Origin of the sequence: Streptomyces sp. NPDC002669 (assembly GCF_042889165.1) — a bacterium.
Classification (GTDB): domain Bacteria; phylum Actinomycetota; class Actinomycetes; order Streptomycetales; family Streptomycetaceae; genus Streptomyces.
Map to the genome: position 1 here is coordinate 1 of NZ_JBIAQQ010000010.1, position 23930 is coordinate 23930.

Below are 23930 nucleotides of genomic sequence, written 5' to 3' on the forward strand. Positions count from 1 at the left end.
GGGGGGGGCGCGCCGCCCCGCCCCGCCCCCCCCGCGGGGGGCGGGCGCCCGGGGGGGGGCGCCCCCCCCCCCCCCCCCCCCCCCCCCCCCCCCCCCCCCCGGGCGGGCCGTGTGGGCTCGTCGATCACGGCCGGGAGACCAGCAGGTGGACGGCGAGCCCGACGATCACCGCGCTGGACACCAGCGCGGTGGACAAACGGCCGCGAGGCCCCGTCAGCACGCGGCCGAGCAGGGCCCCGCCACCGGCGAGCAGCAGTTGCCAACTGACGGAGGCCGCGAAGGCCGCCAGGACGAACACGGCCTCGCCCCAGTGATCCGGTGCGGTGGCGCCCCGGTCGGCGAGCACCAGGGCCGCGAAGTAGATCACGGTGATCGGGTTCATCAGGGTGATGCCCAGAAATCCGAGATACGCCCGCACCGGACTCATCGGTTCGCGGTCCACCCCGTCCACGTCCTGCCGCCTGCGGTACATGGCGACGGCCGTCACCGCGCTCCGGCACGCCAGCGCGAGGAGCACCACGGCCGAGGCCCGGCGCAGGGGCAGCGCGATCGGCTCGATGACGGGCGCGAGTGCCGAGCCCCCGACCATCGAGATCAGCGCGTACAGGCCGTCGGCGGTCGCGACGCCCAGAGCGGCACAGGCACCGACCCGCAACGACGTCCGCGCGGTGAGGGCCACGAGATACGTCGCGACCGCTCCCACCGGCATGGCGATGCCATAACCGGCCAGGAGCCCGGCGACCAGGGCCGCGCTCATGTGCGGTGCGGAGCCGGCCTTCCCGGACGGCCGGACTGCTGTCGGCCCGGTCCCGCAACGGCGGCGGAGGGCATCGGCAGCAGGCAAGCAGTCGTCGTGGTCATGGGCGGATTCTCGGGAGCGTCCGGTCGGCAGGGCAACCCGATAAACGGCTGTCCCGGCCGGGAAGGAGGCTCTCGCGCCGCTCACCGCCCACTACCCTCGACCGGGGGAAGCCACAACAGGGGCGGGCGATGGACAACAAGATTCAGCTGATCAGCGACGGCGACGGACTCGCGGTCATCGGGAGCCCGACGGACGTCGAGCACTTCCTCGCCTCGGAGCGACTGCTGTCGCTGTCGAAGAACCTCGGACTGCGCCGCCTCGGATCCTTCCTGCGCGCCGGGGCCGGAGCGGCGCAGGCCGCCTCCGGGATCGCCGCCCATTCGGGCCGCTGGGTGAAACTGACCGAGGAGTCCGCTCGACTCGTCGAGAAGTTCGGGCTGATGGAGAGCAGGACGCCGGGCATCAGCCACGCGATGGTGGGAAGACCGGGGGCGATCGATTCGTGGCTCCAGATCGTGCAGGGGCCCGGCTCGTTCCTGACCAGCCCGGCGGTGCTCACCGGTGCCGCGGGAATCATGGCGCAGCTCGCGCGGCAGCACGAGATGGGCGAGATCAGGAACTGTCTCGCGGCGATCGACAAGAAGGTCGACGACGTGATCCGCGCCCAGAAGGACGCCGAGTTGGGGAAGGTGTCCGGAGCGGGCCTCGACATCGAGTCCGCCATGACCGTCCTGGAGGTGGAGGGCCGGGTCGACGACGACACCTGGTCGACCGTCCAGGCCAGGACCCACACGATCACGGACGCCCTGGGGTGGGCGCTGCGCCGGTTCGACGCGCTCGCGGAGAGGGTGGAGGGCACGACCGGGAGCGGTGATCTCGTCCGGACGGTCAGGAAGGCGGAGTCCGAGGTCCAGGAACTGCTCGTCGTCGTGGCACGCTGCTTCGAACTGCAATCCGCGCTCGACGCGTTGCGACTGGCGAGGGCGATGGAAGAGTCTCCGAAGGTGCTGGAGGGACGTCGGCGCGCGCTGAACGTCGACCGGCGCAGGAGGCGGGAACTCGTCGCGGGGAGGACCGAGCACCTGATGGCGCGCATGGACGCAGCGGCCGGCAGGGCCAACTCGAATGTGCTGCTGCATCTGTCCGCGCACCGGGCGGTGGTGGGCTCGGTCAACCAGGTCGGCATCACCGTCGATGAATTCCACCGACCGCTCGGGATCGAGTCCGCCCGGCCCGTCCTGGAGACGACACGCTGGTGGGACGCGGCCCGGGACCCGGCGCAATTGAGGAACGCGACCGCGGAGGTGGGACGCAAAGCGGTCGTGGGAGTGGTGGTCGTGGGAGCCGCGGGGGCCCTGGCGAAGGGGGCGCACAGCGGCCGGGACCTGATCGGCAGAGGGAAGTGGGGGTGACGGACACCGGGTGCGGGAACGCCGTCGGGCGAGGCATGAAACCCTCGGCCGGGAGCGCCGGACCCCAGGGTTTCGGCCGTTGTTACGGTGGGCGGATGCCGATGCGAGAACTTGAGGACGAAGCCCTTGCCGAGGCATGGGAGGCCCTCACCCGGTGGCTGGCGGAACACGCTCCCACGTCGTACGCCTCCCTGCTGCCGCCGGTGCCGGAGGGGGACCTCGCCGCGGCGGACGACTGGCTGGGGCGACACCTGGGGTACGGGCTGCCCACCGAGCTGAAGGCGTTGTGGCGGCTCTGCGGCGGGGTGGAGCACCAGGAGATCGAGGGCGATGAGGAGGGAGAGGTCGGCTCGGGGGCCTTCCTGCCCGGCGGGATCATCCTCACCCCGGAGCAGGCCATGTCCGCGGTGCTCCTCGGCGGCAGCAGGGGGTGGGGCGCGCCGGTCGTTCCCTGGCTCACGCGGGACGAGGCCGGTCCTGAGAGCGGCCGCTACGTGGGCCCCGACGGCGTCGGCTCCTGGGAGCTCCCCGAGGGGATCGAAGCTCCGAGGTACCCGTCGATCGCCGCGTACCTGGAGGCCGTTCACCGCACCCTGACGGAGGGGCCCGCGGACCTGATGGGCTCGTCCGGTGTGCCCGGCGTCATCCATCACTGCCTGATCTGGGACGACCCGCAGGACTCGTGGCTGATGGACGCCGCCGAGCACTGGGTACCGGTTCACTGAACGCGGCCGCTCGGAAGCGAGGCATGGGGGACGAACAGCGCGGTCGGCCTGCGGAGTTGCGGCGAGCCGTGCGGCGGCACGGTCCTGTTGCGGCCGGCCGCTGCCGGGCTACTTGGCGCAGGTGCGGTCACGGGCGGGCAGGCGGCCGGTGGCGAGGTAGGAGTTGACGGCGGAGTCGACGCAGGCGCTGCCGTGGACGCCGTAGTTGGCGTGCTGGTTGGCTCCGGCGAGGGTGAGGAGCCGGGAGCCGGGCAGACGGTCGTGCAGGGCGACGCTGTCGGTGTAGGGGACGCGGGGGTCACCGGTGGAGGCGACGATCAGGGCCCGGGTGTCGTGGCGGACCCGGACGGGTGCCTCGCGCGGGCGGTCCCAGAAGGCGCACGGGGTGATGCTCTCGGTCAGCGGGGCGAACAACGGGTGGGCGGCGCGGCCCTGTTCGATGTCGCGCCAGTACGTCTCGGGGTCGCGCGGGGCGGCGACGTCGCCGCACAGGATCGCGGTCTGGGCGCTGGCGACGGAGGAACCGGCGGGGGTGAACACGCTGCGCAGCAGGTCGGCGAAGGCGGGCGGCAGGGTGGTGGGGCGGCCTTCGGCGGCCCGGGCGAGCAGGGTCATGTGTTCGGCCAGGGCGGCCCGCGCCGGGTCGGTGTCGTCGGCGAGTTCGGTGAACAGCAGGGCGGGGACCTGGCTGCCGTCGAGGCGGAAGGCGTCGGGGGCGGTGCCGACGGTGAGCGGTTCGCGGGCGGAGGCGGTGATCACGTCGTCGAGGGTGGCGCGTACCTGTTCGGGGGTGCGGCCGAGGCCGTAGGCGCCGTGGCGGGCGGCCGTCCAGGCGGCCCAGTCGTCGTACGCCTTCTCGTTCTCGGCGTCGGCGCCCTTCAGGAGGCGGGGGTTGTAGCGGTCGGGGTCCAGGGCGCTGTCGAGGACCACCCGGTCGTGGCGGGTGGGGAACATCTGGGTGTAGGCGGTGCCGAGGTACGTGCCGTAGGAGTAGCCCAGGTAGGAGATCTTCCGCTCGCCGAGGACGCTGCGGACGACGTCGATGTCGCGGGCGGTGTTGCGTGTCGTGACGTACGGCAGGAGCGGGCCGTTGGTGGCCCGGCACCGCTCCGCGATGCTTCTGGCGTGGGCCGTTCGGCGGTCGAAGCCGGCCCGGTCGGGGCCGGCCGAGAGCAGGCCGGGGCCGGAGGGCAGGCCGCAGTCCAGGGGGGTGCTGCGGCCGGTGAAGCGCGGGTCCATGCCGATCAGGTCGTAGCGGGCACCGGTCTCCCTCATCACGGGGCGCACGGCGAGCCCCGTGCCGAGGCCCGGACCGCCCGGGCCTCCGGGGTTGATCAGGAGGGAGCCGATCCGGTGGCGGGTGTCGGTGGCCTTCAGGCGGGATATGGCGACGGTGATGGTCCGGCCGCGGGGCCTGCCGTAGTCGAGCGGCACGGTCACGTCCGCGCAGCGCGCGCCCGCGGTGTCGAGGGCGAGGCCCGTCCCGTCGTCCGCACCCCGGGCGCAGCGGTGCCAGTGGGGGCGCTGCTGGTAGTAGCGGCCGAGCCCGGCCGCAGGGGCCGCGTCGGCGGCCGCGGGCGTCGTGGCGGCGGTGGCGGCGGGCGGGATGGCCAGGCCGGTGGTGAGGGCGGCGGCGAGGACGAGTCCTGCGGCCGAGGCGCGCCGTGCGGCGGTGCCGGGGGTGATCATGGTGCTTCTCCTGACGGTGACGGACACGGCCGGTCCGGGGAGCGTCCGGGCCGGGCAGGCCGAGCCTTCCAGCGCACCCCGCCCGCGCACATCGCCGTACGACACGAACCGCCGGTACGTCAGGCACAGTAGGCCGGGCCGCCGACCTGCACCCTGCGCACTACCTCCGCCACCGGCCCGCGAGACGACGAGGGCACCGGCCCGGACCGCCGGGAGTCGGGTGAGCCCTGTACGTTCGCTCCGTACACCCCCTCGTCCGGAAGGAACTGCTCGTGTCCAGTCCCACGCGCATGCTCGCGGGCACCACCCCGGCGGTCGGTGCTGCCGGATGCGCCGCCACCGAGTACCCCGATGCCACCACGGCCGGGCCCGCCGGTCCGGCCGCGTCACCGCGCCCCTGCGCGGCTCCGGCGGGAGGCGATCCGACTGCCAGGCTCGTACGCCGCTCCCGCGCCACCATCGCGGAGGTACAGCGGTGAGCGAGCAGGACGCGATCGCCGCGACGTGGAACCGTATCGAGACGTGGCTCCGGGAGCATGCGCCGCGGACGCTGGGGACGCTGAACGGCCCGGTCGACGAGCACGAGATCCATGAGGCGGAGCAGGCGCTCGGAGTACGCCTTCCGCCCGGTCTGGTGACGTCGTTGCGACGACATGACGGAGCGTGCGGACAGTCGGCGGACGAGGAAGTGGACCCGGCCGCGTTCTGTCTCCCTTCCGAACACCGTCTGCTGCCGCTGTCGGAGATCGTGGCCCGGACGCTCCTGCTGCGCTCCGTGGAGGGCGATGGCGGGGACGGGGAGTGGTGGCACGCGGGTTATCTCCAGGTCGCCTCGTACGACGTCACGACCGACGGCACGGTCCTCGACTGCCGGGAAGGAGCGACGTACGGCCGGGTGGGGGACTTCTCCCGTACGAGCGGCACGTCCTTCACCGGCCCCGCGGATTTCGGCGCTCTCCTGGAGGCCACCGCAGTGGCGCTGGAGGAGGGCCGCGGCGTGCTGATCGACCTGGACGAGGAAGAGGTCGACGAGGACGACCCGAATGCCGCGCCGCTCCGGGAGCGGGCGGTGATCTGGGACTGATCCCCGGGACACGGACGACGGGGAAGGGGCGGCACGGAGTGATTCCGGGCCGCCCCTCCTCATGCCGTCGGGTTTCTAGGGCTTGAGGGTGCACTTGACGGTGGCGCCGGAGGCGTCACAGTCGTCCAGGCCCTTGATGTCGACCCAGTAGTAGTCCTTGTCGAGCATCCGGAATTCCGGCACGAACGTCGAGCCGAACCGGTTCATCGCACCGGAGTTGACCCAACCGGACATCGAGGACCGGCCGCACACCTCCGACCACGTCGGGTCCGCGTAGCGGAGGTCGTTGAGGAGTTGGGTCCTGGTGGCGTAGGTCTGCACGCACTCGGCGCCGCGCAGCTCCCCGACGGGGTTGGTGCCGCCCAGGTTCGCCGGCATGCCGCCGGACTGGTAGGTGGCGTTGAACGCGTACTCGTCGCAGGACTTCGTGTCGTTGCCGCCGGTGCTGATCAGCTCGGGGAACTCTCCGGTCTGCGGGTGCTTGACGAACTTGCCCTTGCCGGTGCGCGGGCAGATCACCTTGCGGTTGGACTTGTCCGGAATGATGTTCGGTGCGTTGCGGGCCTGGTTGGGCAGATAGCGCAGCGGGGAGAGCGGGTCACGGCCGTAGTGGCCGGGCATCTTCTGCTGCATCAGCCAGGCGTGCGCGGCCGCGGCCGGGGCCTTGGCGCTGTTGATGGCGTATCCGGGGACGTAGTACGGGAACACGCAGCCCGGAGCCTTCGTCGCGGACAGCTTCGCCTTGTCGCAGCGGGCGGTGAACGCCGGAGTCGACAGGTGCGGTTGCGTCGGCACCGAGATGCCGGGCAGCTGCGAGCTGAAGTAGCCGTACACGCTCAGCGGCAGCTCCTTGGACAGGTCCGCGTCCTTGGTGGACGCGGCGTCGGGCACGCTGCCGTTCCACTTCACCGTGGCGTTGCCCTGCGCGAGGTCGCTGTCGAGGGACCCGGCCCATGACGGGTTGCGGCCGGACTCCCAGTCGAAGCCGGTGTCGCCGTCGGCCTCCGTGCACGCGGTGCCGGGGCACTTGGTGCTCATGGCGATGTTGATCGCGCCGGGCTGCGCCGGGAACGGAAGGTAGGGGGCGGACGATCCGAAGATCGGCGTCATCTGCACCCACTGCTTGATCTCGTCCCCCTCGCGGTCGAGCTTGATCTGCCACATCAGCTCGTACTCCTGGTGGTAGATCTTCGGGGGGCTGGTCGCGTTGTCGAGGACCTCGACCTCCCACTTGTACAGCAGGCATGCCTCGTCGCGGGTGACGAACGACTTCTGTGCCGTCAGGGTCGGGTCGCACCACGAGCCGGTGATGACGGGCCCGGTGTAGCCCGCCGCAGCGGTCGCGGCAAGGCTGCTCCGGCCCTTGCGCAGAACGCCGTCCTCGGCGTCGATCCTCTTCAGCGAATCGGCCGCGGCCTTCGTGCGCTGTCTCAGCGGCGTCACCTTCAGCGTGGTGCCGTCCTTGGAATACGTCCGCGGCTCGGTGAGTCCGGTGTCGCGGGCTGCGGCGGCGAGGGGGGAGTTCTCCCAGCCGCCCCATCCGAACGCGGGCATGGGGTCGTTGCTGTACGTCGGCTCGGGGGCGTTCGCGATCGGGGTCGGGAGGTTGATCTCGACCTTGTGCGGGCGGGTCACATCCGCACCACCGGCGATGAACCCGTACGGCAGCACCGGCCCGACGTTGGCCGCGCGGTCGACCGCCTGCACCTCCAGCTCGTGGGCGCCGTCCTCCGCGGGCGTCACGGCGACGGCCGCGGTCGTTCCCGTCCCGGCCGGGGTCGTGTTGACCGTGGTGTACGCGCCGGAGTCCGGTACGTCGTCGTCGTCGGTGTCGGTCCCGTCGAGACGGACCCGGACGGTGTTCGCGTCATTGGAGGCCGTCACATCGAACGTACCGGCGATTCCCGCACCGCCGCCGACCCAGTCCTCCGCGTAGGTCGACGACGTCACCGACGACGGCACGGCCGGCGCGGTGGTGTCGACGACGAACTGGGTCCAGGGGGACCAGCTGAGGTTGTAGTGGGTTCCGTCGTAGGCGTTCGTACGGAACTTGTACGTCTTGCCGTCCTTCAACTGTCCGGCCGGAACAGTGACGGAGGCCGGCTTGCCCGAGTCGACGAAGTCGGACACGATCAGGCCCTCGCCCGCGGGTGTGGTGATCGGGGTGTTGGTGGCGGCGTCGTAGACCTGGAAGGTGCCGTTGACCTTGTCCCCGTCGGGGTCGGTGAACGTGTCCCGCAGGGTCGGGGTGGTGGTGTTGACCGCCCACACTCCCGCGTACGACTTGAACGGCGCGCCGGCCTGCCGGTTCGTGCCGTCCGAGGGACGGTAGTTGTAGGTGACCGACAGCTTGGGCTGGTTGGCCGTGTTGTTCGCGGAGTTGACCCGCTTCCAGGCCTTGATGTCGTCGGTCGCCGCGCGCAGACCCATGTGGCCGCGGGTGGCCTTGGCCGAGGCCCAGGACTGGACGAGGGTGTCGACGTCGGCGTTGATCCATCCGTCGGGCTGGGTGGCGGCGCAGTCCGGGTTGCCCTTGGTCTGGGTGGAGGAGTGGTACTCCTGCTTCCAGTCGGGCTGCGAGGCCCAGCGCGAGGACGTGGAGGGGGCACCGGTGTCCCAGACGGTCCACTTCTGCGCGACGCAGTCGGTGTTGCCGGAGTGGAAGTTCCACAGTGCCAGGTTGGTGTCGACGATCAGCGCGTCCTGGATCGGCGTGGTGTTCCAGGTGATGAACGAGCGTGCGGTGCGCGGGGTGCCGTCGGGGTTCTTCGTTCCCGGGTTGCCGAAGTCGAGTTCGGTGTCGTTGGACCAGTCGACGGTCTCGCCCTGCTGCACGTAGGTGTCGAAGGTGTTCGACAGCGCGGAGGTGGAGGGGTCGACGGTGACCGGGTACTTCGTCCTCGGGTCGGCGAGGAACTCCGCCGAGGGGGTGACGACCAGGTCGACCTCGCCGGCACCCCTGTCGACGACCTCCATGTCGACGCGCACCCTGTTGGTGTGTTCGCCGGAGCGCTCGTCGACGGAGGCGTCCCACATGACCGGGGCGGGCATGGTGGCGCGCCGGGCACCGGTTCCGGCATCGGTGAAGGTGACCGAACCGTCCTTGTTCGCCTTCGCCTTCAGGCCCTTCGCCCTGACCGGCAGGGTGTAGGAGTAGGCGCCGGTGGGCCGTTCGCCGATCTCGACGAACTGCTCGAAGCCGGTGCGGGTGGCCTCGACGACGACGTCGGCGCCGGGCACGGCGTTCCTGTACCGGGCGCGGGTGCCGTCCAGTTCGGGCTTCGGCAGACCGCCCTTCCAGCGGAGGGTCACCTCGCTGTCGCCGCTGCCCAGGGTGACCAGGTCACGGGCGGGGGCGTCCTGGGCGGCGCGCAGCGACTTCGGAGGAGTGCCGCTCCCGCCGCCCAGTCGCAGACCGCCCGGGTGGGCCTTGGGGACGACGCTGCCGTCGGCGGCCTCGGTGAGAGTGGCGTCGGCCTTCCGCCACGCGCCGTTCTTCCAGACCCGTTCGGGGCCGGCGGTCAGCTCGGTGGTGAGGGTGCCGTCCGGGTTGGCGACGGTGTAGGTGGTGGGGGTCGTCTCGTCGGTGGCGACGACCTTCTTCCCGGTCTTCTTCGCCCGGGCGACGGCCCAGGCCGTCGAGCCCTTCGCATGCTCGGCCGCCCACGCCAGATCCGACTCCCATATCTCCTTCTGGGAGGGGGACTTGGCGGAGACGGCGGCGGTCGGTGCGCTCGGTTCGTCCGGCGCGGCCACGGCCGTCTGGCCGGATATGAAGGCGGCCTCGGCCGCCAGCACCAGGGCGGAGGCCAGGGCGAGGCGCGCTCTTCGGCGCCGTGGGCCGGGACGTCCGGCCGTATGTCTGGACATGGGTGAGTCGTCCTTTCCGGACCCTGCCGCTCGGCAAGATCACAGAGGGACGCTAACGGCGGTCCAGACAAATCCTGTGGGCGGAATGAAACATTCCGCGTGACCACCGACATGGTTGCCCGACGGAAGTGCGAATTCCATGGAGGTTTTCTGACGGCCGTGCAGGTCCTGTGGCAACCGGTGGGCAGTGGGTTTGCCCCCGGGAGAAAGGGAGTGGGGGCCGGGGGCCTGTCGCGCCCTCCCCGGCAGGGTCCGCAGTGCGCCCCCGGCGGGGCCGTTCCCGCCGGGGGCAGCGGCTACCTCGGCGGGGGCAGGGCCTCGAAGGCGCCCATCAGGACCGGGTCCAGGGTGCCGGAGCGGCGGATCGAGCGGGGCGGGCGGGCCTGGAGGGTGGGGCCGACGGCCCGTAACAGGTTCAGGTACGCCGCCTGGGTCTCGGCCGCCGGGTCGATGCCGAGCTCCTCGGCCAGCACCTCGCGCAACTGCTGGTACGCGCGCAGGGCGTCCGCCCGGTTGCCGGCCGAGGCGTACGCCGCCATTTGGCAGCGGTAGGCGCTCTCCCGGAACGGCGCACGGCGCACCGCCTCGTCCGCGTACCGCACCCCGTGGTGCTCGTCGCCCAGGGCCGAGGCGGAGAGACTCGCCAACTCCAGTGCGTTCAGGCGTAGTTCCTCCACCCGTTCCCGGATGCTGCTGACCCACTCGCCGTCGTGCGCCGGCAGGAACGAGCCGCGCAGATTGGACACCGCCCCGGCGGCGAGCTGTTGTGCCACGGGATAGGCGCGCTCCGCGAACGCCTCCTGCGCCTCGGTGACCGCCGCGTCGGCCGCCTCCAGGTCGACCGCCGCGTCGCCGGGCAGCCGCAGCAGGTAGCGCCCGCTGTGGGCGACCAGAGGGGTCTCACCCGGCTTCTGGGACGGATCGCTGACATAGGCGCGCACCCGGCTGACGACGCTGCGCAGGGCCGATGCCCAGGTGTCGGGCAGTCCGTCCGGCCATACGGTGTCGGCGAGCTGGTCGCGGCCGGTCCCCGAGAAACGTTCCAGGACCAGCCGGGCGAAGGCCACCTGGGCCTGGGCGCTCGACAGGTGCTGGGGCGGGGTTCCGTCGTGTTCGATGGTGACGAGTCCTACGAGTCTGATCAGCAAATCTGGCTCCCCAAGACATCGGCGGCTCCCCTGGCCGAAAGCGCGTGGGTGCGGCACGGAATGGATCGTGGACCATTTCGGGGACGACCACAGGATCGTCACCCCTTTTACATTCTCTTTCCCGTGAGTTCGACCGTACCGGCGGTCAGTCGGCCTGTTCAACCGTGGCCGTAAACATACCCGGGCGAATAGTCGGAACCGTCCCTTCCGGTATTTGGCGGATTTCCGCTCGACCTTTTCACGAATGAAATTCGAGCCACCCGTGCCCGTATTGCGCGCGTCTTGCGGCCACCCCATAGAAATGACGTCGCGTTGGGACAAGGGCAGAAGCCGAACGAAGTCGTGGAAGAGGAGACGCACGTGAACGCACCCGGAGCATGGGAACGCCTCGAACCGAAACTGGCGGCCACCCGGCGGCGGGTGCGGGCGCTCGAATCGGAGCCCGAACGCCGCAACAGTTTCGTCGCCTACACCGTCGAACGCGACAGCGCCTACGCCGATCTCGACGGACGCCGACTGCTGATGATGTCCGGATACAGCTATCTCGGACTCGCCGGTGACGAACGCGTCGTCGCCGCCGCCAAGGCCGCCGTCGATCTCTACGGGACCGGCAACCACGGCGTGCGCGCGCTGGCCGGATCCATTCCGCTGCACGAGGAACTGGAGGCCGAGGTCGCCCGGTTCGCCGGACGCGAGACGGCCATGGTCTTCGGCTCCGGCTACGCGGCCAACGTCGGCACCGTGGGTGGCCTCGTCGGCGCGGGCGACACCGTCTTCATCGACAAGTACGACCACGCCTCGATCGTCGACGGCTGCCGCCTCTCCGGCGCCACCGTCACCCGCTTCCGCCACAACGACGTCGACCACCTCGACCGCAGGCTGCGGGCCGCCGGACCCGACGGCGTACGCCTCGTCGTCGTCGACAGCGTCTACTCCATGGACGGCGACATCGCCCCCCTGCCCGAACTGCGCAAGGTGTGCGACGAACACAACGCCCTCCTGATGGTCGACGAGGCACACGCGCTCGGCGTCATCGGCGCCACCGGCCGCGGCATCGAGGAACACTTCGACCACGCCGTCGAGGTCGACATCAAACTCGGCACGCTCTCCAAGGCCATCCCCTCCATGGGCGGCTGGGTCGCGGGACCCGAGCGGCTGATCGGCCATCTGCGGTACGCGGCACGGCCGTTCCTGTTCTCCGCCGCCCTCGGTCCCGCCCAGGCCGCCGCCGCCCTGGAATCGCTGCGCATCCTGCAACGCGAACCCGAACGGGTCGCGCACATCCAGCACCAGTCCGAACGGCTGCGCGCCCTCATCAACGCCGAGGGACTGCGCACCCAGGACAGCGAGACCGCGGTCCTGCCGCTGATCGCCGGCTCGGACGAGGCGGCGTACGACCTCGCCACCGCCTGCCGCCGCAACGGCGTCATCGGACTGCCCGTGGTCACCCCGGCCGTCCCCAACGACCTCGCCCGGCTCCGGATCGCCGTCACGGCCCGCCACACGGAGGCCGACATCGACTTCGCCGCCGAGGTCTTCCTCAAGTCCGCCCGAGAGTGCGGCATCCTCCCCGCCCGATAGGACGTGCCCCCATGGCGACCTCCACCGCACCAGCGGTCGTGATCACCGGCATCGGCGTGGTCACCCCCGCGGGCTGCACCCCCGACGAGCTGTGGGCCGGACTGCGCGCCGGCCGGTCCACCGCGGCCGAACTCACCCACCTCGACCTGACCCGCCACCGGGTGCGCATCGGCTGCCGGGTCCGCGGCCTCGACACCATGAACCTGGTGCCCGCGAAGGACGCCCGCCGGATGGACCCGTTCGCGCTGTACGGGACGACCGCCGCACTGGCGGCCCACCGGGACGCCGGCTCCCCGGCCCCGGACCCGGGCCGCACCGCGGTCGTCGTCGGCAACGCGGTCGGCGGACGGGCCACCAGCGACCGGGAGTCCGCGCTGTTCACCGCGGACGGCCCGCACCGGGTCAACCCGCTGATGCCGCTGATGACCATGCCCAACGCGGCCGCCGCGCAGATCGCCATGCGACTGGGCTGGACGGGACCCGCCACCACCATCGCCACCACCTGCGCCAGCGGCGCCGACGCCATCGGCCAGGCGGCGCTGCTGCTGCGGACCCACCGGGCCGACGTGGTCGTCGCGGGCGGCTGCGAATCCACCCTGACCCCGGTCACCCTGGCCGGCTTCGGCAATCTGAACGCCGTCTCGCTGCGCAACGACGAGCCGGACCGGGCCTCGCGGCCGTTCGACGCCGACCGCGACGGGTTCGTCATGGGGGAGGGGGCCGGCTTCGTCGTCCTGGAACGGGCCGACGACGCCCGGGCGCGCGGCGCGCACGCCTACGCCGAGGTCGCCGGGTACGGCGCCACCTCCGACGCCCACCACCTGTCGATGCCGCTGCCGGACGGCGCGGGCGCGGCGGGTGCGATGGCCGCCGCCCTCGCCGAAGCGGGCCTCGCCCCGTCCGACATCGCCCATGTCAACGCCCACGGCACGTCGACCCCGCACAACGACCGGGCCGAGGCCACCGCCCTGACGAAGGTGTTCGGCACCACCGGCCCACCGGTCACCGCCCCCAAGGGCGTCATCGGACATCTGATCGGCGCCGCGGGCGCCGTCGAAACGATCGCGGCCGTGCTGGCGATGCGGGCCCGCGAGGTGCCGCCCACCGCCAACCACGAACGCCTCGAACCAGGAATGGACATCGACGTGGTCCACGGAGAACCCCGCCCCATCGCCTCGGGTCCCGCCCTGTCGAACTCCTTCGGCTTCGGCGGACACAACGCCTCGCTGGTGGTGGTGCCGGCATGACGACGACGGCCGAGACCCCGCGCACCACCGAACACACCGTCACCACCGAGGAGATCGCCGCCTACCGGGCCGCCGCCCGCGCCGGGATGCCCCCGGCCGCGAACGAGCAGGCATCCCCCGTGCACGCCTTCGTGCTCGCCCACGCGGAGGCCGACCGCACCGTGCGGTCACTGATCGTGGACCAGGAGGCATCGGTCGTCCACCTCGGACAGGACATCCGGCTGCGACGGCCGGTACGGCCCGGCGAGAGCGTCGGCATCACGCTCGACGTGCTCGGTGCCCGGCGCGAACCGCGCGGCACCCGGGTCGCCGTACGCACCCGGCTCACCGGCCACGACGGCACCGAATTCGCCGAACTGGTCACCGGAGCCCTCCTCGTGGGCGCGCACGGCATCGAACCGTTCGGCGAGATCCCCCAGGGGAGCGCCCCGCCGCCCGCCGGACCGCCCGGCGAACCGGCCACCGTCACCCACGAGTTGACCCCGGGCGGCATCCGCGCCTACGCCCACGCCTCCGGCGACCTCAACCCCATCCACCTCGACGCCGATGCCGCCCGCGCTGCCGGCTTCGAGAACGTCATCGCCCACGGCATGAGCGTCGTCGCCCTGGTCTGCGAGGAGGTCGCCGACCGGTACGCGGACGGCGACATCGCCCGCGTCCGCGCCGTCAGCGGCCGGTTCTCCGCCCCCGTCCCCCCGGACGAACCGCTCGACATCACCCTCCAGCCCGACGCCGACCGCACCGTCGTGCGGTTCACCTGCCGCACCGCCGGAGGAATCGCGGTCAAGGCGGGCCGGGCCGAGATCGCCCCCGCGCCGGAAGGAGACGGCCCCCATGACTGACACGCCGAGGCCCCCGGCCACCGAACTCCTCACCGGCTTCCTCAGCCACGTCCGCGAGCGCCCCGACGCACCCGCGCTCCTCCAGCACGGCGAGGAGACGACGTACCGCACGCTGTACGAGACGGCCGGCCGCGAACGCGAACGCCTCGCCCACCTCTCCCTCGCCCCCGGCGAACCCGTCGGCGTGCTCGCCCCCAAGTCACCCGGCGCCATCGCCCTCGTCCTGGCCTGTCTGCTCACCGGACGGCCCTTCCTGCTGCCGTCCCCGGCGCTCGCCGACGCCCAGCTCGCCGAACTGTTCGCCCAGGCCGGCTGCCGGCACGTCCTCGCCCCCCGCGGCGAACCGGAACGCATCCTGCCGACGGGCACCGCCGAACCGCTCCCGCTGCCCGCCGGCACCACCTTCATGCTCACCACCTCCGGCTCCACCGGACTGCCCAAGATCGTCCCGCTGGGCCGCGGCGCCGTGGACCGGTTCACCGCCTGGGCCGGCCCGGCCTTCGGCATCGGCCCCGGCACCACCGTCCTCAACCACGCCCCGCTCAACTTCGACCTGTGCCTGCTCGACGTCTGGACGACACTCGCGCACGGCGGCCGGGTCGTCCTCGTCGACCCGGCCATCGCCGCCGACGGACGCCGCGTCCTGGACCTGGTGGCCCGGCACGAGGCGGACATCGTCCAGGCCGTACCGATGCTGTACGGGCTGCTCGCCGACGCCGCCCGCCGGACCGGGGCCGCCCTGCCCTCCGTACGGCACGTCCTGTTCACCGGCGACGCCGTGCCCGACCGCACCCTCGCCGAACTGCCCCGGCTCTTCCCGAACGCGCGGCTGTACAACGTCTACGGGTGCACCGAGACCAACGACAGCTTCATCCACGAGGTCGACACCGGCACCACCGTGTTCCCGCCCGTCCCCGTCGGCCTCCCGCTGCCCGGCGTCCGGGCCCTCGTGCTCGACGACCGCGGCGCCCCCGTCGAGGGCGCCGGCTCCGGCGAGCTGTACGTCTCCACCCCCTTCCAGGCGCCCGGCTACCTCGACCCCACCCGCCACCGCGGCAAGTTCACCGGCCACCCGCTCGGCCTCGACGACCGGCCCTGGTTCCGTACCGGCGACCTGGTGCGCCGCGACGCCGACGGCCGGCTCCACCTCACCGGCCGCGCCGACTTCCAGGTCAAGGTGCGCGGCGTCGCCGTCAACACGGCCGAGATCGAACAGGTGCTGCTGCGCCACCCCGCCGTCCTCGAAGCGGGCGTCGTGGCCCGGCCCGACCCGCTCACCGGCCGCACCCTCGTCGCCGGGGTCCGCCGCGCCCCCGGCACCGGGCTCAACAGCCTCCAGCTCAAGGAGCACTGCGCCCGCGGCCTGCCCGGGGCGGCCGTCCCCACCGTCCTGCGGATCACCGACGAACCGCTCCCCAAGACCTCCACGGGAAAGGTCGACCGCAACGCGCTCGACCGCCCCGCCGAGCGGCGCCCAGCAGTCACGAACGAAGGAAGGACGTCATGAGTCACACCACCACCATCAAGAGGTTCGTCATCGACGAGTTCCTGCCCGACCTCGGCACCCACGAGCTCGCCGACGACCACGACCTCCTCTCGGACGGCGTCATCGACAGCCTCGGCGTACTGAAACTGATCGCCTGGGTCGAGGACCACTTCGAACTCGCCGTCGGCGACGCCGACCTCGATCCCAACAACTTCCGCAGCGTGGCGGCGATCGACGCGTTCATCGCGGACTCCCGCCAGGGGGTGACCGGCTAGCCATGCACGACGCGCTCACCGGGCTGCTCGCACGGCGTCCGGTGGCCGGGCGCGAGACCTGGCGGTCACTGTGGGACCGGCTCGGCGACGGCTCGCTGGACAAGGAGCAGGCCGTCGCCCTGCTGGCCTCACTGACCACCCGGCTCCCCGGCCCCGAAACCCTGTACGCCCTGCGGGAATCCCTCCTCGAACGGCGGCCCGCCGTCCCCGCCGGCCCCTGGCACGGCACCGTCAACGTCGTCGGCACCGGCGGCGGCCCCGCCACCTTCAACATCTCCACGGCGTCCGCGTTCGTCGCGGCGGCCATGGGCGTACGGGTCGTCAAGTCCGGTTCGCGCGCCCACACCTCCGGCCTCGGCTCGGTCGACCTGCTCGACCGCCTCGGCGTACGGCCGACCGCCTCGTACGAACAGACCGAACGGGCCCTGGAACAGCACGGGATCGCCTTCACCGGACCCTTCGTCTACCCGGTCGAACTGGCCCGGCTGGCCCGCACCATCGCACCGACCGGCATGAAACCCTTCGGCCGCTTCCTCAACGCGCTCGGCCCCTTCCTCGCGGACCTGCCCACCACCGCCCAGGTCACCGGCGTCTCGCACACCATGCCCCACGCCGCGCTGCGGGCCCTGGCGGACCGGGTGACGGACCGGAGGATCTGGCTGACCACCAACCCCGAGGGGGCCGACGAACTCCTGCCCTTCACCGACAACACCATCCACACCAACGACCCAGCCGACCGGGAGATCCTGCTCAAGACGGGTCAACTGACCGAACCGGAAGGGTCGTTCGACGACCTGCGCCCCGTCGAACCCACCGCCGCCGCCGGCCACTTCCTGGACGCGCTCGGCGGCGACACCACCGCCACCGTCACCCGGACCCTCTGCCTCAACGCCGCCGCGCTCGCGGTGGCGAGCGGCCACAGCACCGGCTGGCGCCCCGCACTCGCGGCCGCCGAACGCGCCGTCGCCGACGGCACGGCCCGCGAACTGGCCGAACGGATGCGAACCCGGACCACGTCGGCCGGAGCCGGAATCGGAGCCGGAACGGGGGCACGCCGTGGCTGACTTCTTCGTACGCGACCGCGACGCCACCGCCCCCGGCCTCGCCCTGTTCCTCAACGCGGGCGACCCTCCCCTCGACGTCCTGGAGGACCTCGTCCTCATGCTCGACGAGGAGGGCATCGACTGCCTGGAACTCGCCGTCCCCTTCCCCGACTCCGTCACCGACGGGCCGGTCGTCCGGCGCTCCGCGCGCCGCGCCCTGGACCGGGGCACCGACCTCGAAGGCGTACTGGAGTTCATCGCCCGCGTCCGCCCCCGGCTGCACCGGCTGCGCATCGCCCTGCTCACCGACTGGAGCCACTCCCTCAAACGCCGGGACCTGGCGGATGCCACCCGCGACATCGCCGCGAGCGGCGCGGACGGACTCCTCGTCCACGCCCTGCCGCCGCGGCTGGGCACCGCGTACCATGCGGCGGCCCGCGACGCCGCACTGCCCGTCGTGACCACCTGCTACCGGAACAGCTCCGCGGCGACCATGGACCGGGCCGCGGCCCACGCCTCCGCCTATCTCTACCTCGTGGCCCACTACGGACGCAGCGGCATCGCCCCCGCTGCGGGACACACCGCGCTGGCCGACACCGTCGCCGCGCTCCGGGCCCGTACGACGTCCCCGATAGCCGTCGGCTTCGGGGTCAGGACCCGCGACGACGTGGCGGCCGTCCACGCCTGCGGGGCCGATGCCGTGATCATCGGCTCCGCCGGTGTCGAACGGATCGAGCGTGCCCTCGACGAGGGCGGCGATCCGGTCACCGGCTTTCGCGACTTCGTCCGGTCCGTCCAGCCCGTGCGGCAGGCCGTCGGCGCCACCGCACCCGACAGAAACAGGAGTTGAGCAATGATCATTCGTGACATCGAGGACGTGAAGACCGTCGAGTGGGGCAACGGTCTGAGCCGCCGCTTCCTGCTGGCCTCGGACGGCGTCGGCTACTCCCTCACGGACACGGTGGTCCGGGCCGGCACCAAGTCCCGCCTGGAGTACCGCAACCACCTCGAATCCTGCTACTGCATCGCGGGCTCCGGCGAGGTGGTCGAACTCGACGGCACCTCGCACCCGATCACCCCCGGCGTCCTGTACGCGCTCGACAAGCACGACGCCCACTACCTGGTGGCGAGCCCGCACGAGGACCTCAGACTCGTCTGCGTCTTCAGCCCGGCGCTCCGGGGCGACGAGGTGCACAGCCTCGACGCGCATGTGTCCTCCGCGTACTGAAGAAAGCACCGATGAAGGCGGTTCCCAGTGATCCGATGGAACACCGACCAGGCCGACCTGCGGGAAGGCCTGGCGCGGTGGGGTGAGGCGCTCAGCGCCGACCACCTGGAACAGGACGAGCGCGCCGCGTTCTCCTGGGACAAGTGGAAGCTCGTGCAGAAGACGGGCATCCTCGCCCTGCCCTTCGAGGAGCGGTACGGCGGCCTCGGCCAGTCGCTCCTCACCACCATGTACGTGCTCGAAGGACTCGGCGAGCACTGCCGCGACGCCGGACTGAGCTTCTCGGTGACGACCACCCTGGCCAGCACCGGCGTCCCCCTGGAGAAGTTCGGCACCCCCGAACAGAAAGAGAGGTATCTGCCCCTGATCTGCTCCGGCGAGATGATCGGCGCCCACGCCATCACCGAGGCGGAAGGCGGCTCCGACGCGATGGCGATGACCACGCGCGCGGAGCGGGACGGCGATCACTACGTCCTGACCGGCGGCAAGACCTTCGTCAGCAACGGCCCCGTCGCCGACGTGTTCGTGGTGTACGCCCGGACCCGTCCCGACGGCGGGGCGCTCGGTGTCACCGCGTTCCTGGTGGACCGCGGCACCCCGGGCCTGACGGTCGGCGAACCGGTCAAGAAGATGGGTCTGCGCACCTCGCCGCTGAGCGAGCTGTACTTCGACGGGTGCCGGGTGCCCCGGGACCGGGTCCTGGGGCGGGTGGGGGGCGGATTCATCGTCCTCGACCACGTGATGAAGCGGGAGATCCTGTTCTCCTTCATCGTCAACGCCGGCGAGATGCGACACCGCCTGGAACGCATCGTGGAGTACGCGAAGACCCGCAAGTCCTTCGGACAGCCGATCGGTTCGTACCAGTCGATCGCCAACAAGATCGTCGACACCAAGATCGGCCTGGAGACGGCACGGAAATGGCTCTACGACACCGCGGAACGGCTCGTCGCCGGCGAGAACGTCACCACGGACCTGGCCATCGCCAAGCTGCTCACCAGTGAGTCCAATCTGGCCAGCAGCATCACCGCCGTCCAGATCTTCGGAGGACACGGCTACATGACCGAGTACGGGCTCGAACAGGACGTCCGCAACGCGGTGGGCGGCACGATCTACTCGGGCACCAACGAGATCCAGTACAACCGGATCGCCTCGATGCTCGGACTGGGCAAATGACCGAGGCACCCGCACCGGTGCTCAAGGTCTGCGGGGCCACGGCCCCGCAGGACATCGAGGTACTGGCGGCCGCCGGTGCCGACCGTGTCGGACTCTGGCACGGCGTCCCCGGCGGCCCGGCAGATCTGCCGGAGCGCGAGCTGACCGCCCTCGCGGCGGCGGCCCGCGCCACCGGCGTACTCGAACCCGTCCTGGTCACCTTCCTCGACGACCCCGACGCCCTGGCCGGTGCCGCGCGCCGCGCCGGGGTGTCCCGGCTGCAACTGCACGCCTACCAACCACCCGCGTTCGTACGGGCGTTGCGCACGGCACTGCCCGACGCCGTACTGATCAAGGTCCTGCACGTACGGGACGGCAACTGCCTGGAGCGCCCGCTGATCGGCGCGTACGAACGGGCGGGCACCGATCTGTTCCTGCTGGACGCGACGGCCGGGGACGGCCGGGTCGGCAGCACCGGACTGCGCCTGGCCGAGTCCGATGTGCTCGCCCTGGCCGAACGGTTCACACTGCCGTTCTGGCTGGCCGGCGGCATCACCCCGCACAGCAGGACCGACTGCGCCGCCGTCGCGGACCATCCGCGCTTCCACGGGATCGACGTGGACACCGCGGCCCGTGACGGACGGGGCCGTTTCGACGCGGAAGCGGTGACCGCCCTGGCCCGTGCCTGGCGGACCGCCCGGCACCCCGTCCCGTACCCGAAGGAGCACCCATGACCTCCCGCTTCATCGAGGCCCTGCTGACCGCCGAGCGCCCGCTGATCATGGAGGTGAAGCGCCGGGACGCCCACGGCATCGACCTCATCGCGGGCCGCACCCCCGCGGACATCGTCGCCGCCTACGAGGCGGCGGGCGCACCGTGCATCTCGGTGGTGACCGGCCGCTGGTTCGCGGGCACGACCGAACTGCTCAGGGACGTCGCCCGGCTCACCGAACTACCCCTGCTCCAGAAGGACTTCATCACCCGACGCGACCAGATCACCGCAGCCGGGGAACTCGGCGCCTCGGCCGTCCTGCTCACCGCCGCCCTGCTGCCCGCGTCGAGCATGCGCACCCTGGTCGAGACCGCGCTGCGCACCGGACTGACCCCGTTCGTGGAGATCACCGACGAGGCGGAACTGGAGATGGTCCCGCACGCCGACGCATGCGTGATCGCCGTCAACAACAAGGACATCACCGCGCGCGAACGGGACGCCGGCGACATCGGCCGCAGCCTCGACCTGCTGCCCGCGCTGCGGGCCGCGGGCACCCCCTGCCCGGTCAGCGCCAGCGCCATCGACAGCCCGGAGAAGGCCGCCCGGCTGCTGGCCGCCGGCTACCGGGGCCTGCTGATCGGCACCGCACTGCTGCGCGCCACCGACCTGCACGCCTGGCCGACGTCCCCGCACCGCCTGCCCACGGGGTGAGGGGCGGGGACGGTGGTGCGACGGTCCGCCCCGGACCACGAACCCCTCGGGGCCCGGTGGAGGCCCGGCAGGGGCCTGGTGGAGCCCTCCGCGCCCCGTGCCCGTTCCCGGCCCTCTCGATCGAGGGATCCGGGAGGAATGCTCGACGACCGCTCGGGAACGGGTCGAAACCACCTGGCCGCGTTCCGTGCGCGACGCCTATGCTCTCTCCCGCTCGCGCGCCGAGCGATCGGCCGAAGTCCACAGTGAGGACGCTTCGATGACCGCCAATCCGTACTATCCCCACAGCGCTCCCGGCCCCGGTGCGCCGCTTCCGCCGCAGACGCCGCCGGCCCGGCAGGGCAGGGCCGCGGGCATCCTGCTGATGGTGTCCGTCATCACCGTCGGGTTGATGGCCGGTCTGTTCTTCGCCTACGACGTGTCGGTCATGCCCGGTCTCGCCCGCACCGACGACCGGGTGTACGCGCAGGCCATGCAGAACTTCAACGAGGTGATCGACACCAGCGGCCTGTTCGTGCTCGTCTTCCTCGGCGCGCTCGCCGTGACGGTGGCCGTCGCCGTACTCGAATACCGCAAGGGGAACCGCAAGGTCGCCCTGTGGGCGGGCATCGCCACCGGACTCTACGTGGTGGCGCTGCTGGTGACGTTCTCCGTCAACATCCCCCTGAACAACGAACTCGCCGCGATCGGCAACCCGGTGAAGGCCACGGACCTGTCCGTCGTCGACAAGTTCAAGGGGACCTGGGAGGCGACCAACATCATGCGCACCCTGCTGTGCACCGCGGCCCTGGGCTGCCTGGCGCACGGACTGAAGCTCCACGGCCGCGCCACCCCCGCGGTCTGAACGGAACTCCGGGCCGAAGGCCCCGTACGACGACGAACGGCGTGGCCTCCGGGCCACGCCGTTCGTCGTCGTACTCTTCGGCCCCGTCCGTACCGGGGCCACCGGCCGAGGCGGTCATCGACCTGCCCCCGTCACCGTCGGGTGCCGGGCTTGGGGAGCGGGCGGGGACGGGGGACGGACCGGGGCTTCAGCGGCTGGGGGTTGCGCCCGCCGCGGTTGAACTCGGTGAAGGTGCTGGAACCACGCCGGGCGGTCGTGCGAGCTCGCATGTTGACTCCCTTGTGTCGTTGCGATGTACTCCCTGTGGAGTGCTTTGAATGTAGTACTTCACTTGAAGTGGTGTCAACGTCCTTGGGAGGTTTCCATGCGTCAGAACCCGGCGCGCAGGGCCGCATTGCTCGACGCGGCCATCGAAGTACTGGCCCGGGAGGGGTCGCGCGGACTGACCCTGCGGGCCGTGGACGCCGGGGCCGGCGTACCGGTCGGCACCTCCTCCAACTACTTCGCCAACCGCGCCGAGCTGCTGCGGCAGATCATGGAACGCACCACCGAGCGGCTGACGCCGGATCCGGAGGCGCTCGCCGAGACCATGAAGGCCCCGAAGTCCCCCGAGCTGGTCGCCCTCCTGCTGCGCCAGGTCCACGAGCGCATGGAGGCGGACCGCAGCAGCTACCTGGCCATGATGGAACTGCGCATGGAGGGCGTCCGCCGGCCCGAACTGGGCGCCGAACTCAACAAGCGCCTCCGCTCGACGCTGGAGGACAACATCCGCTTCCACGAGGAGGCGGGCCTGCCCGGCGACCGCGTCGCGGTGATCCTGATGTACCTCGCGGTGCACGGCATGATCGTGGACGACCTCATGGTGCCCGACGTCCTCGCGGGCTCGGCGGGCGAGCTGATCGACGAGCTGTGCAAGCGGCTGCTCACGTACGGGGCGCGGGAGACCGCCTGAGCGACGGCCGTTCCCGCGTTGCGGGCGCGGCAGGCGAGGCGGGTGCGGCGGGGCCGACGCCCCGCCCGGACTCCTGTCCGGACACCCGCCCTGCCCCTGCCCGGATCTGTGCTCGGGTCCTCAGCCGGGGATCTCCGTGCGCTCCCACCACTCGTAGACGGGCAGCGGCCCCTCGGCGGTCTCCCGATGGCGCGTCGTGGCCCTGAAGTGTTCGTATCCGCCGCGGAACGGGACCTTGACGTCGGGCCCGGGGCCGGTGAGGGGGACGATGCGGTCGGGAAGGTCGTCGGGGCCGCCCTCAAGGACTGCTTTCAGTGCTTCGGTCATGGTCAGAGTGTCCCCAGCGGGTGGTCCGGCTCCTTCGAGACGCGCCGATGGGGGCACCGCCGCACGCCCCGTCCCACTCCGACGGCGCGCATGCGCCCCGCAGGCGTTGGGGTTCAGGGCTGGGAGGTGGCGACCTTGATCCCGAATCCGATCAGAACGACACCTGTGATGCGGTCCATGACGCGTCGTACCGCAGGCTTCTCGAAGAAGGACCGGGCCTTGGTCAGCACGAGCACGTACCCGCCGAGCCAGACGAGCGTCAGCACCGCGTGGATGAGGACCAGCAGGGCCATCCCGCCGTGCGGCGAGAAACCGGACGGCGCGAGCGTGGGCAGCAGACCCGTGTAGAAGACGGCGATCTTCGGGTTGAACACGTTGCTGATCAGTCCTGTGCTCCACGGGTTGCCGACCGGGGCCGGGACACCCGGCGCCGGGGCCGTCGAACGGCCGCGCCGACTCTGCGACAGCGCCTGGATGCCGAGGAAGCCGAGGTAGACGGCACCGGCGAGCTTGACGACCGTGTAGGCCGTGGCGGACGCCGCCAGGACGGCGGCCAGACCCACGACGGTGAGCGCACCCCATATGAGCAGTCCCGTCGTGATGCCCCCGACCGTGCGCAGGCCGTCCCGCCGGCCGGACGCGATGGCTCGCTTCGTCACCACCGCCATGTCCGGGCCGGGAACCATGGTCAGGACGGCGAGGACACCGGTGGCCGCGAGGAGCTGAACGAACATGGCCTCAGTCTCGCACCCGGACCGACGGGGAAGCGGCGTCCCCCGATGGCCGCGGACTCTGCCGGG

The 23930-nt window shown here is 71.7% G+C and carries 24 protein-coding genes; 17 read left to right on the plus strand and 7 right to left on the minus strand.

All coding sequences use genetic code 11. From position 1 onward, the window contains the following. Positions 1-124 precede the first annotated feature (124 nt). Positions 125-757 (minus strand): LysE family transporter, encoded by a 633-nt coding sequence (locus ACFYW1_RS17025; protein WP_388992794.1) that lies wholly within the window; start codon positions 755-757, stop codon positions 125-127. A 233-nt stretch (positions 758-990) separates the two neighbouring features. Here ACFYW1_RS17025 and ACFYW1_RS17030 point away from each other — a divergent pair, with 233 nt between their 5' ends. Next, complete coding sequence (locus ACFYW1_RS17030) at positions 991-2214, plus strand: hypothetical protein (RefSeq protein ID WP_388992798.1); 1224 nt, start codon at positions 991-993, stop codon at positions 2212-2214. A 95-nt stretch (positions 2215-2309) separates the two neighbouring features. Beyond that, positions 2310-2939, plus strand: a complete 630-nt coding sequence (locus ACFYW1_RS17035; RefSeq protein WP_388992801.1) for a hypothetical protein — start codon at positions 2310-2312, stop codon at positions 2937-2939. Between the two features lie 108 nt (positions 2940-3047). Here ACFYW1_RS17035 and ACFYW1_RS17040 read toward each other — a convergent pair whose 3' ends face one another. Then, positions 3048-4628 (minus strand): alpha/beta fold hydrolase, encoded by a 1581-nt coding sequence (locus ACFYW1_RS17040; RefSeq protein WP_388992805.1) that lies wholly within the window; start codon positions 4626-4628, stop codon positions 3048-3050. A gap of 272 nt (positions 4629-4900) precedes the next feature. Between ACFYW1_RS17040 and ACFYW1_RS17045 the strand changes: the two genes are divergently transcribed. Then, entirely contained in the window at positions 4901-5107 is a 207-nt protein-coding gene (locus tag ACFYW1_RS17045) for a hypothetical protein (RefSeq protein ID WP_388992808.1), read from the plus strand. Then, the gene (locus tag ACFYW1_RS17050; RefSeq protein WP_388992811.1) at positions 5104-5712 is read left to right on the plus strand and encodes an SMI1/KNR4 family protein; all 609 of its coding nucleotides are present in this window, start codon (positions 5104-5106) and stop codon (positions 5710-5712) included. Before ACFYW1_RS17045 ends, ACFYW1_RS17050 begins: the two co-directional genes overlap by 4 nt. A gap of 75 nt (positions 5713-5787) precedes the next feature. Here ACFYW1_RS17050 and ACFYW1_RS17055 read toward each other — a convergent pair whose 3' ends face one another. Further along, positions 5788-9582: a DNRLRE domain-containing protein gene (locus ACFYW1_RS17055; RefSeq protein ID WP_388992814.1), complete on the minus strand. Its 3795-nt coding sequence runs from the start codon at positions 9580-9582 to the stop codon at positions 5788-5790. Positions 9583-9878: 296 nt separating this feature from the next. After that, positions 9879-10730: a BTAD domain-containing putative transcriptional regulator gene (locus ACFYW1_RS17060; RefSeq protein ID WP_388992817.1), complete on the minus strand. Its 852-nt coding sequence runs from the start codon at positions 10728-10730 to the stop codon at positions 9879-9881. A gap of 360 nt (positions 10731-11090) precedes the next feature. Between ACFYW1_RS17060 and ACFYW1_RS17065 the strand changes: the two genes are divergently transcribed. The 12 genes from ACFYW1_RS17065 to ACFYW1_RS17120 all read left to right on the plus strand — a co-directional run bounded on the left by ACFYW1_RS17065 (position 11091) and on the right by ACFYW1_RS17120 (position 21851). Then, complete coding sequence (locus tag ACFYW1_RS17065; RefSeq protein ID WP_388992820.1) at positions 11091-12311, plus strand: aminotransferase class I/II-fold pyridoxal phosphate-dependent enzyme; 1221 nt, start codon at positions 11091-11093, stop codon at positions 12309-12311. 11 nt (positions 12312-12322) lie between these two features. Next, complete coding sequence (locus ACFYW1_RS17070) at positions 12323-13558, plus strand: beta-ketoacyl-[acyl-carrier-protein] synthase family protein (protein WP_388992823.1); 1236 nt, start codon at positions 12323-12325, stop codon at positions 13556-13558. Further along, on the plus strand, positions 13555-14400 hold the full coding sequence (locus tag ACFYW1_RS17075) for a MaoC/PaaZ C-terminal domain-containing protein (protein WP_388992826.1): 846 nt from the start codon (positions 13555-13557) through the stop codon (positions 14398-14400). Before ACFYW1_RS17070 ends, ACFYW1_RS17075 begins: the two co-directional genes overlap by 4 nt. Then, positions 14393-15907, plus strand: a complete 1515-nt coding sequence (locus tag ACFYW1_RS17080; protein ID WP_388992829.1) for an AMP-binding protein — start codon at positions 14393-14395, stop codon at positions 15905-15907. Before ACFYW1_RS17075 ends, ACFYW1_RS17080 begins: the two co-directional genes overlap by 8 nt. Continuing rightward, a complete protein-coding gene (locus ACFYW1_RS17085; RefSeq protein ID WP_148838540.1) occupies positions 15904-16161 on the plus strand; it encodes a phosphopantetheine-binding protein in 258 nt (85 codons plus the stop codon). Before ACFYW1_RS17080 ends, ACFYW1_RS17085 begins: the two co-directional genes overlap by 4 nt. 2 nt (positions 16162-16163) lie before the next feature. Beyond that, complete coding sequence (locus tag ACFYW1_RS17090) at positions 16164-17225, plus strand: anthranilate phosphoribosyltransferase (protein WP_388992832.1); 1062 nt, start codon at positions 16164-16166, stop codon at positions 17223-17225. Next, the gene (gene trpA / locus ACFYW1_RS17095; RefSeq protein WP_388992836.1) at positions 17218-18054 is read left to right on the plus strand and encodes a tryptophan synthase subunit alpha; all 837 of its coding nucleotides are present in this window, start codon (positions 17218-17220) and stop codon (positions 18052-18054) included. The genes ACFYW1_RS17090 and trpA overlap by 8 nt, the downstream gene beginning before the upstream one ends. Positions 18055-18057: 3 nt before the next feature. Further along, complete coding sequence (locus tag ACFYW1_RS17100; RefSeq protein WP_388992839.1) at positions 18058-18432, plus strand: ectoine synthase; 375 nt, start codon at positions 18058-18060, stop codon at positions 18430-18432. Positions 18433-18459: 27 nt separating this feature from the next. After that, the gene (locus tag ACFYW1_RS17105) at positions 18460-19605 is read left to right on the plus strand and encodes an acyl-CoA dehydrogenase family protein (protein ID WP_388992842.1); all 1146 of its coding nucleotides are present in this window, start codon (positions 18460-18462) and stop codon (positions 19603-19605) included. Next, on the plus strand, positions 19602-20318 hold the full coding sequence (locus tag ACFYW1_RS17110; protein WP_388992845.1) for an N-(5'-phosphoribosyl)anthranilate isomerase: 717 nt from the start codon (positions 19602-19604) through the stop codon (positions 20316-20318). The genes ACFYW1_RS17105 and ACFYW1_RS17110 overlap by 4 nt, the downstream gene beginning before the upstream one ends. Continuing rightward, positions 20315-21007, plus strand: a complete 693-nt coding sequence (locus ACFYW1_RS17115) for an indole-3-glycerol-phosphate synthase (RefSeq protein ID WP_388992848.1) — start codon at positions 20315-20317, stop codon at positions 21005-21007. Before ACFYW1_RS17110 ends, ACFYW1_RS17115 begins: the two co-directional genes overlap by 4 nt. Before the next feature lie 259 nt (positions 21008-21266). Beyond that, the gene (locus ACFYW1_RS17120; RefSeq protein ID WP_388992851.1) at positions 21267-21851 is read left to right on the plus strand and encodes a DUF1772 domain-containing protein; all 585 of its coding nucleotides are present in this window, start codon (positions 21267-21269) and stop codon (positions 21849-21851) included. A gap of 131 nt (positions 21852-21982) precedes the next feature. Here the strand turns inward: ACFYW1_RS17120 and ACFYW1_RS17125 are convergent, their stop codons facing one another. Then, positions 21983-22120 carry a hypothetical protein gene (locus tag ACFYW1_RS17125; RefSeq protein ID WP_388992854.1) on the minus strand — a complete coding sequence of 46 codons (138 nt, stop codon included), beginning with the start codon at positions 22118-22120 and terminating at the stop codon, positions 21983-21985. Between the two features lie 95 nt (positions 22121-22215). Between ACFYW1_RS17125 and ACFYW1_RS17130 the strand changes: the two genes are divergently transcribed. Next, a complete protein-coding gene (locus tag ACFYW1_RS17130) occupies positions 22216-22803 on the plus strand; it encodes a TetR/AcrR family transcriptional regulator (protein WP_388992857.1) in 588 nt (195 codons plus the stop codon). Between the two features lie 120 nt (positions 22804-22923). Here the strand turns inward: ACFYW1_RS17130 and ACFYW1_RS17135 are convergent, their stop codons facing one another. Further along, positions 22924-23130 (minus strand): DUF5988 family protein, encoded by a 207-nt coding sequence (locus tag ACFYW1_RS17135; RefSeq protein ID WP_388992860.1) that lies wholly within the window; start codon positions 23128-23130, stop codon positions 22924-22926. A gap of 113 nt (positions 23131-23243) precedes the next feature. Next, the gene (locus tag ACFYW1_RS17140) at positions 23244-23864 is read right to left on the minus strand and encodes a LysE family translocator (RefSeq protein WP_388992863.1); all 621 of its coding nucleotides are present in this window, start codon (positions 23862-23864) and stop codon (positions 23244-23246) included. Between the last annotated feature and the right edge of the window lie 66 nt (positions 23865-23930).

Excerpts from the sequence above, each read along its gene's own strand:
- ACFYW1_RS17025 (WP_388992794.1), bottom strand. The coding sequence starts at position 757 with ATGAGCGCGGCCCTGGTCGCCGGGCTCCTGGCCGGTTATGGCATCGCC.
- ACFYW1_RS17030 (WP_388992798.1), top strand. The coding sequence starts at position 991 with ATGGACAACAAGATTCAGCTGATCAGCGACGGCGACGGACTCGCGGTC.
- ACFYW1_RS17035 (WP_388992801.1), top strand. The coding sequence starts at position 2,310 with ATGCCGATGCGAGAACTTGAGGACGAAGCCCTTGCCGAGGCATGGGAG.
- ACFYW1_RS17040 (WP_388992805.1), bottom strand. The coding sequence starts at position 4,628 with ATGATCACCCCCGGCACCGCCGCACGGCGCGCCTCGGCCGCAGGACTC.
- ACFYW1_RS17055 (WP_388992814.1), bottom strand. The coding sequence starts at position 9,582 with ATGTCCAGACATACGGCCGGACGTCCCGGCCCACGGCGCCGAAGAGCG.
- ACFYW1_RS17070 (WP_388992823.1), top strand. The coding sequence starts at position 12,323 with ATGGCGACCTCCACCGCACCAGCGGTCGTGATCACCGGCATCGGCGTG.
- ACFYW1_RS17075 (WP_388992826.1), top strand. The coding sequence starts at position 13,555 with ATGACGACGACGGCCGAGACCCCGCGCACCACCGAACACACCGTCACC.
- ACFYW1_RS17080 (WP_388992829.1), top strand. The coding sequence starts at position 14,393 with ATGACTGACACGCCGAGGCCCCCGGCCACCGAACTCCTCACCGGCTTC.
- ACFYW1_RS17085 (WP_148838540.1), top strand. The coding sequence starts at position 15,904 with ATGAGTCACACCACCACCATCAAGAGGTTCGTCATCGACGAGTTCCTG.
- ACFYW1_RS17090 (WP_388992832.1), top strand. The coding sequence starts at position 16,164 with ATGCACGACGCGCTCACCGGGCTGCTCGCACGGCGTCCGGTGGCCGGG.
- ACFYW1_RS17100 (WP_388992839.1), top strand. The coding sequence starts at position 18,058 with ATGATCATTCGTGACATCGAGGACGTGAAGACCGTCGAGTGGGGCAAC.
- ACFYW1_RS17110 (WP_388992845.1), top strand. The coding sequence starts at position 19,602 with ATGACCGAGGCACCCGCACCGGTGCTCAAGGTCTGCGGGGCCACGGCC.
- ACFYW1_RS17115 (WP_388992848.1), top strand. The coding sequence starts at position 20,315 with ATGACCTCCCGCTTCATCGAGGCCCTGCTGACCGCCGAGCGCCCGCTG.
- ACFYW1_RS17120 (WP_388992851.1), top strand. The coding sequence starts at position 21,267 with ATGACCGCCAATCCGTACTATCCCCACAGCGCTCCCGGCCCCGGTGCG.
- ACFYW1_RS17125 (WP_388992854.1), bottom strand. The coding sequence starts at position 22,120 with ATGCGAGCTCGCACGACCGCCCGGCGTGGTTCCAGCACCTTCACCGAG.
- ACFYW1_RS17130 (WP_388992857.1), top strand. The coding sequence starts at position 22,216 with ATGCGTCAGAACCCGGCGCGCAGGGCCGCATTGCTCGACGCGGCCATC.
- ACFYW1_RS17135 (WP_388992860.1), bottom strand. The coding sequence starts at position 23,130 with ATGACCGAAGCACTGAAAGCAGTCCTTGAGGGCGGCCCCGACGACCTT.
- ACFYW1_RS17140 (WP_388992863.1), bottom strand. The coding sequence starts at position 23,864 with ATGTTCGTTCAGCTCCTCGCGGCCACCGGTGTCCTCGCCGTCCTGACC.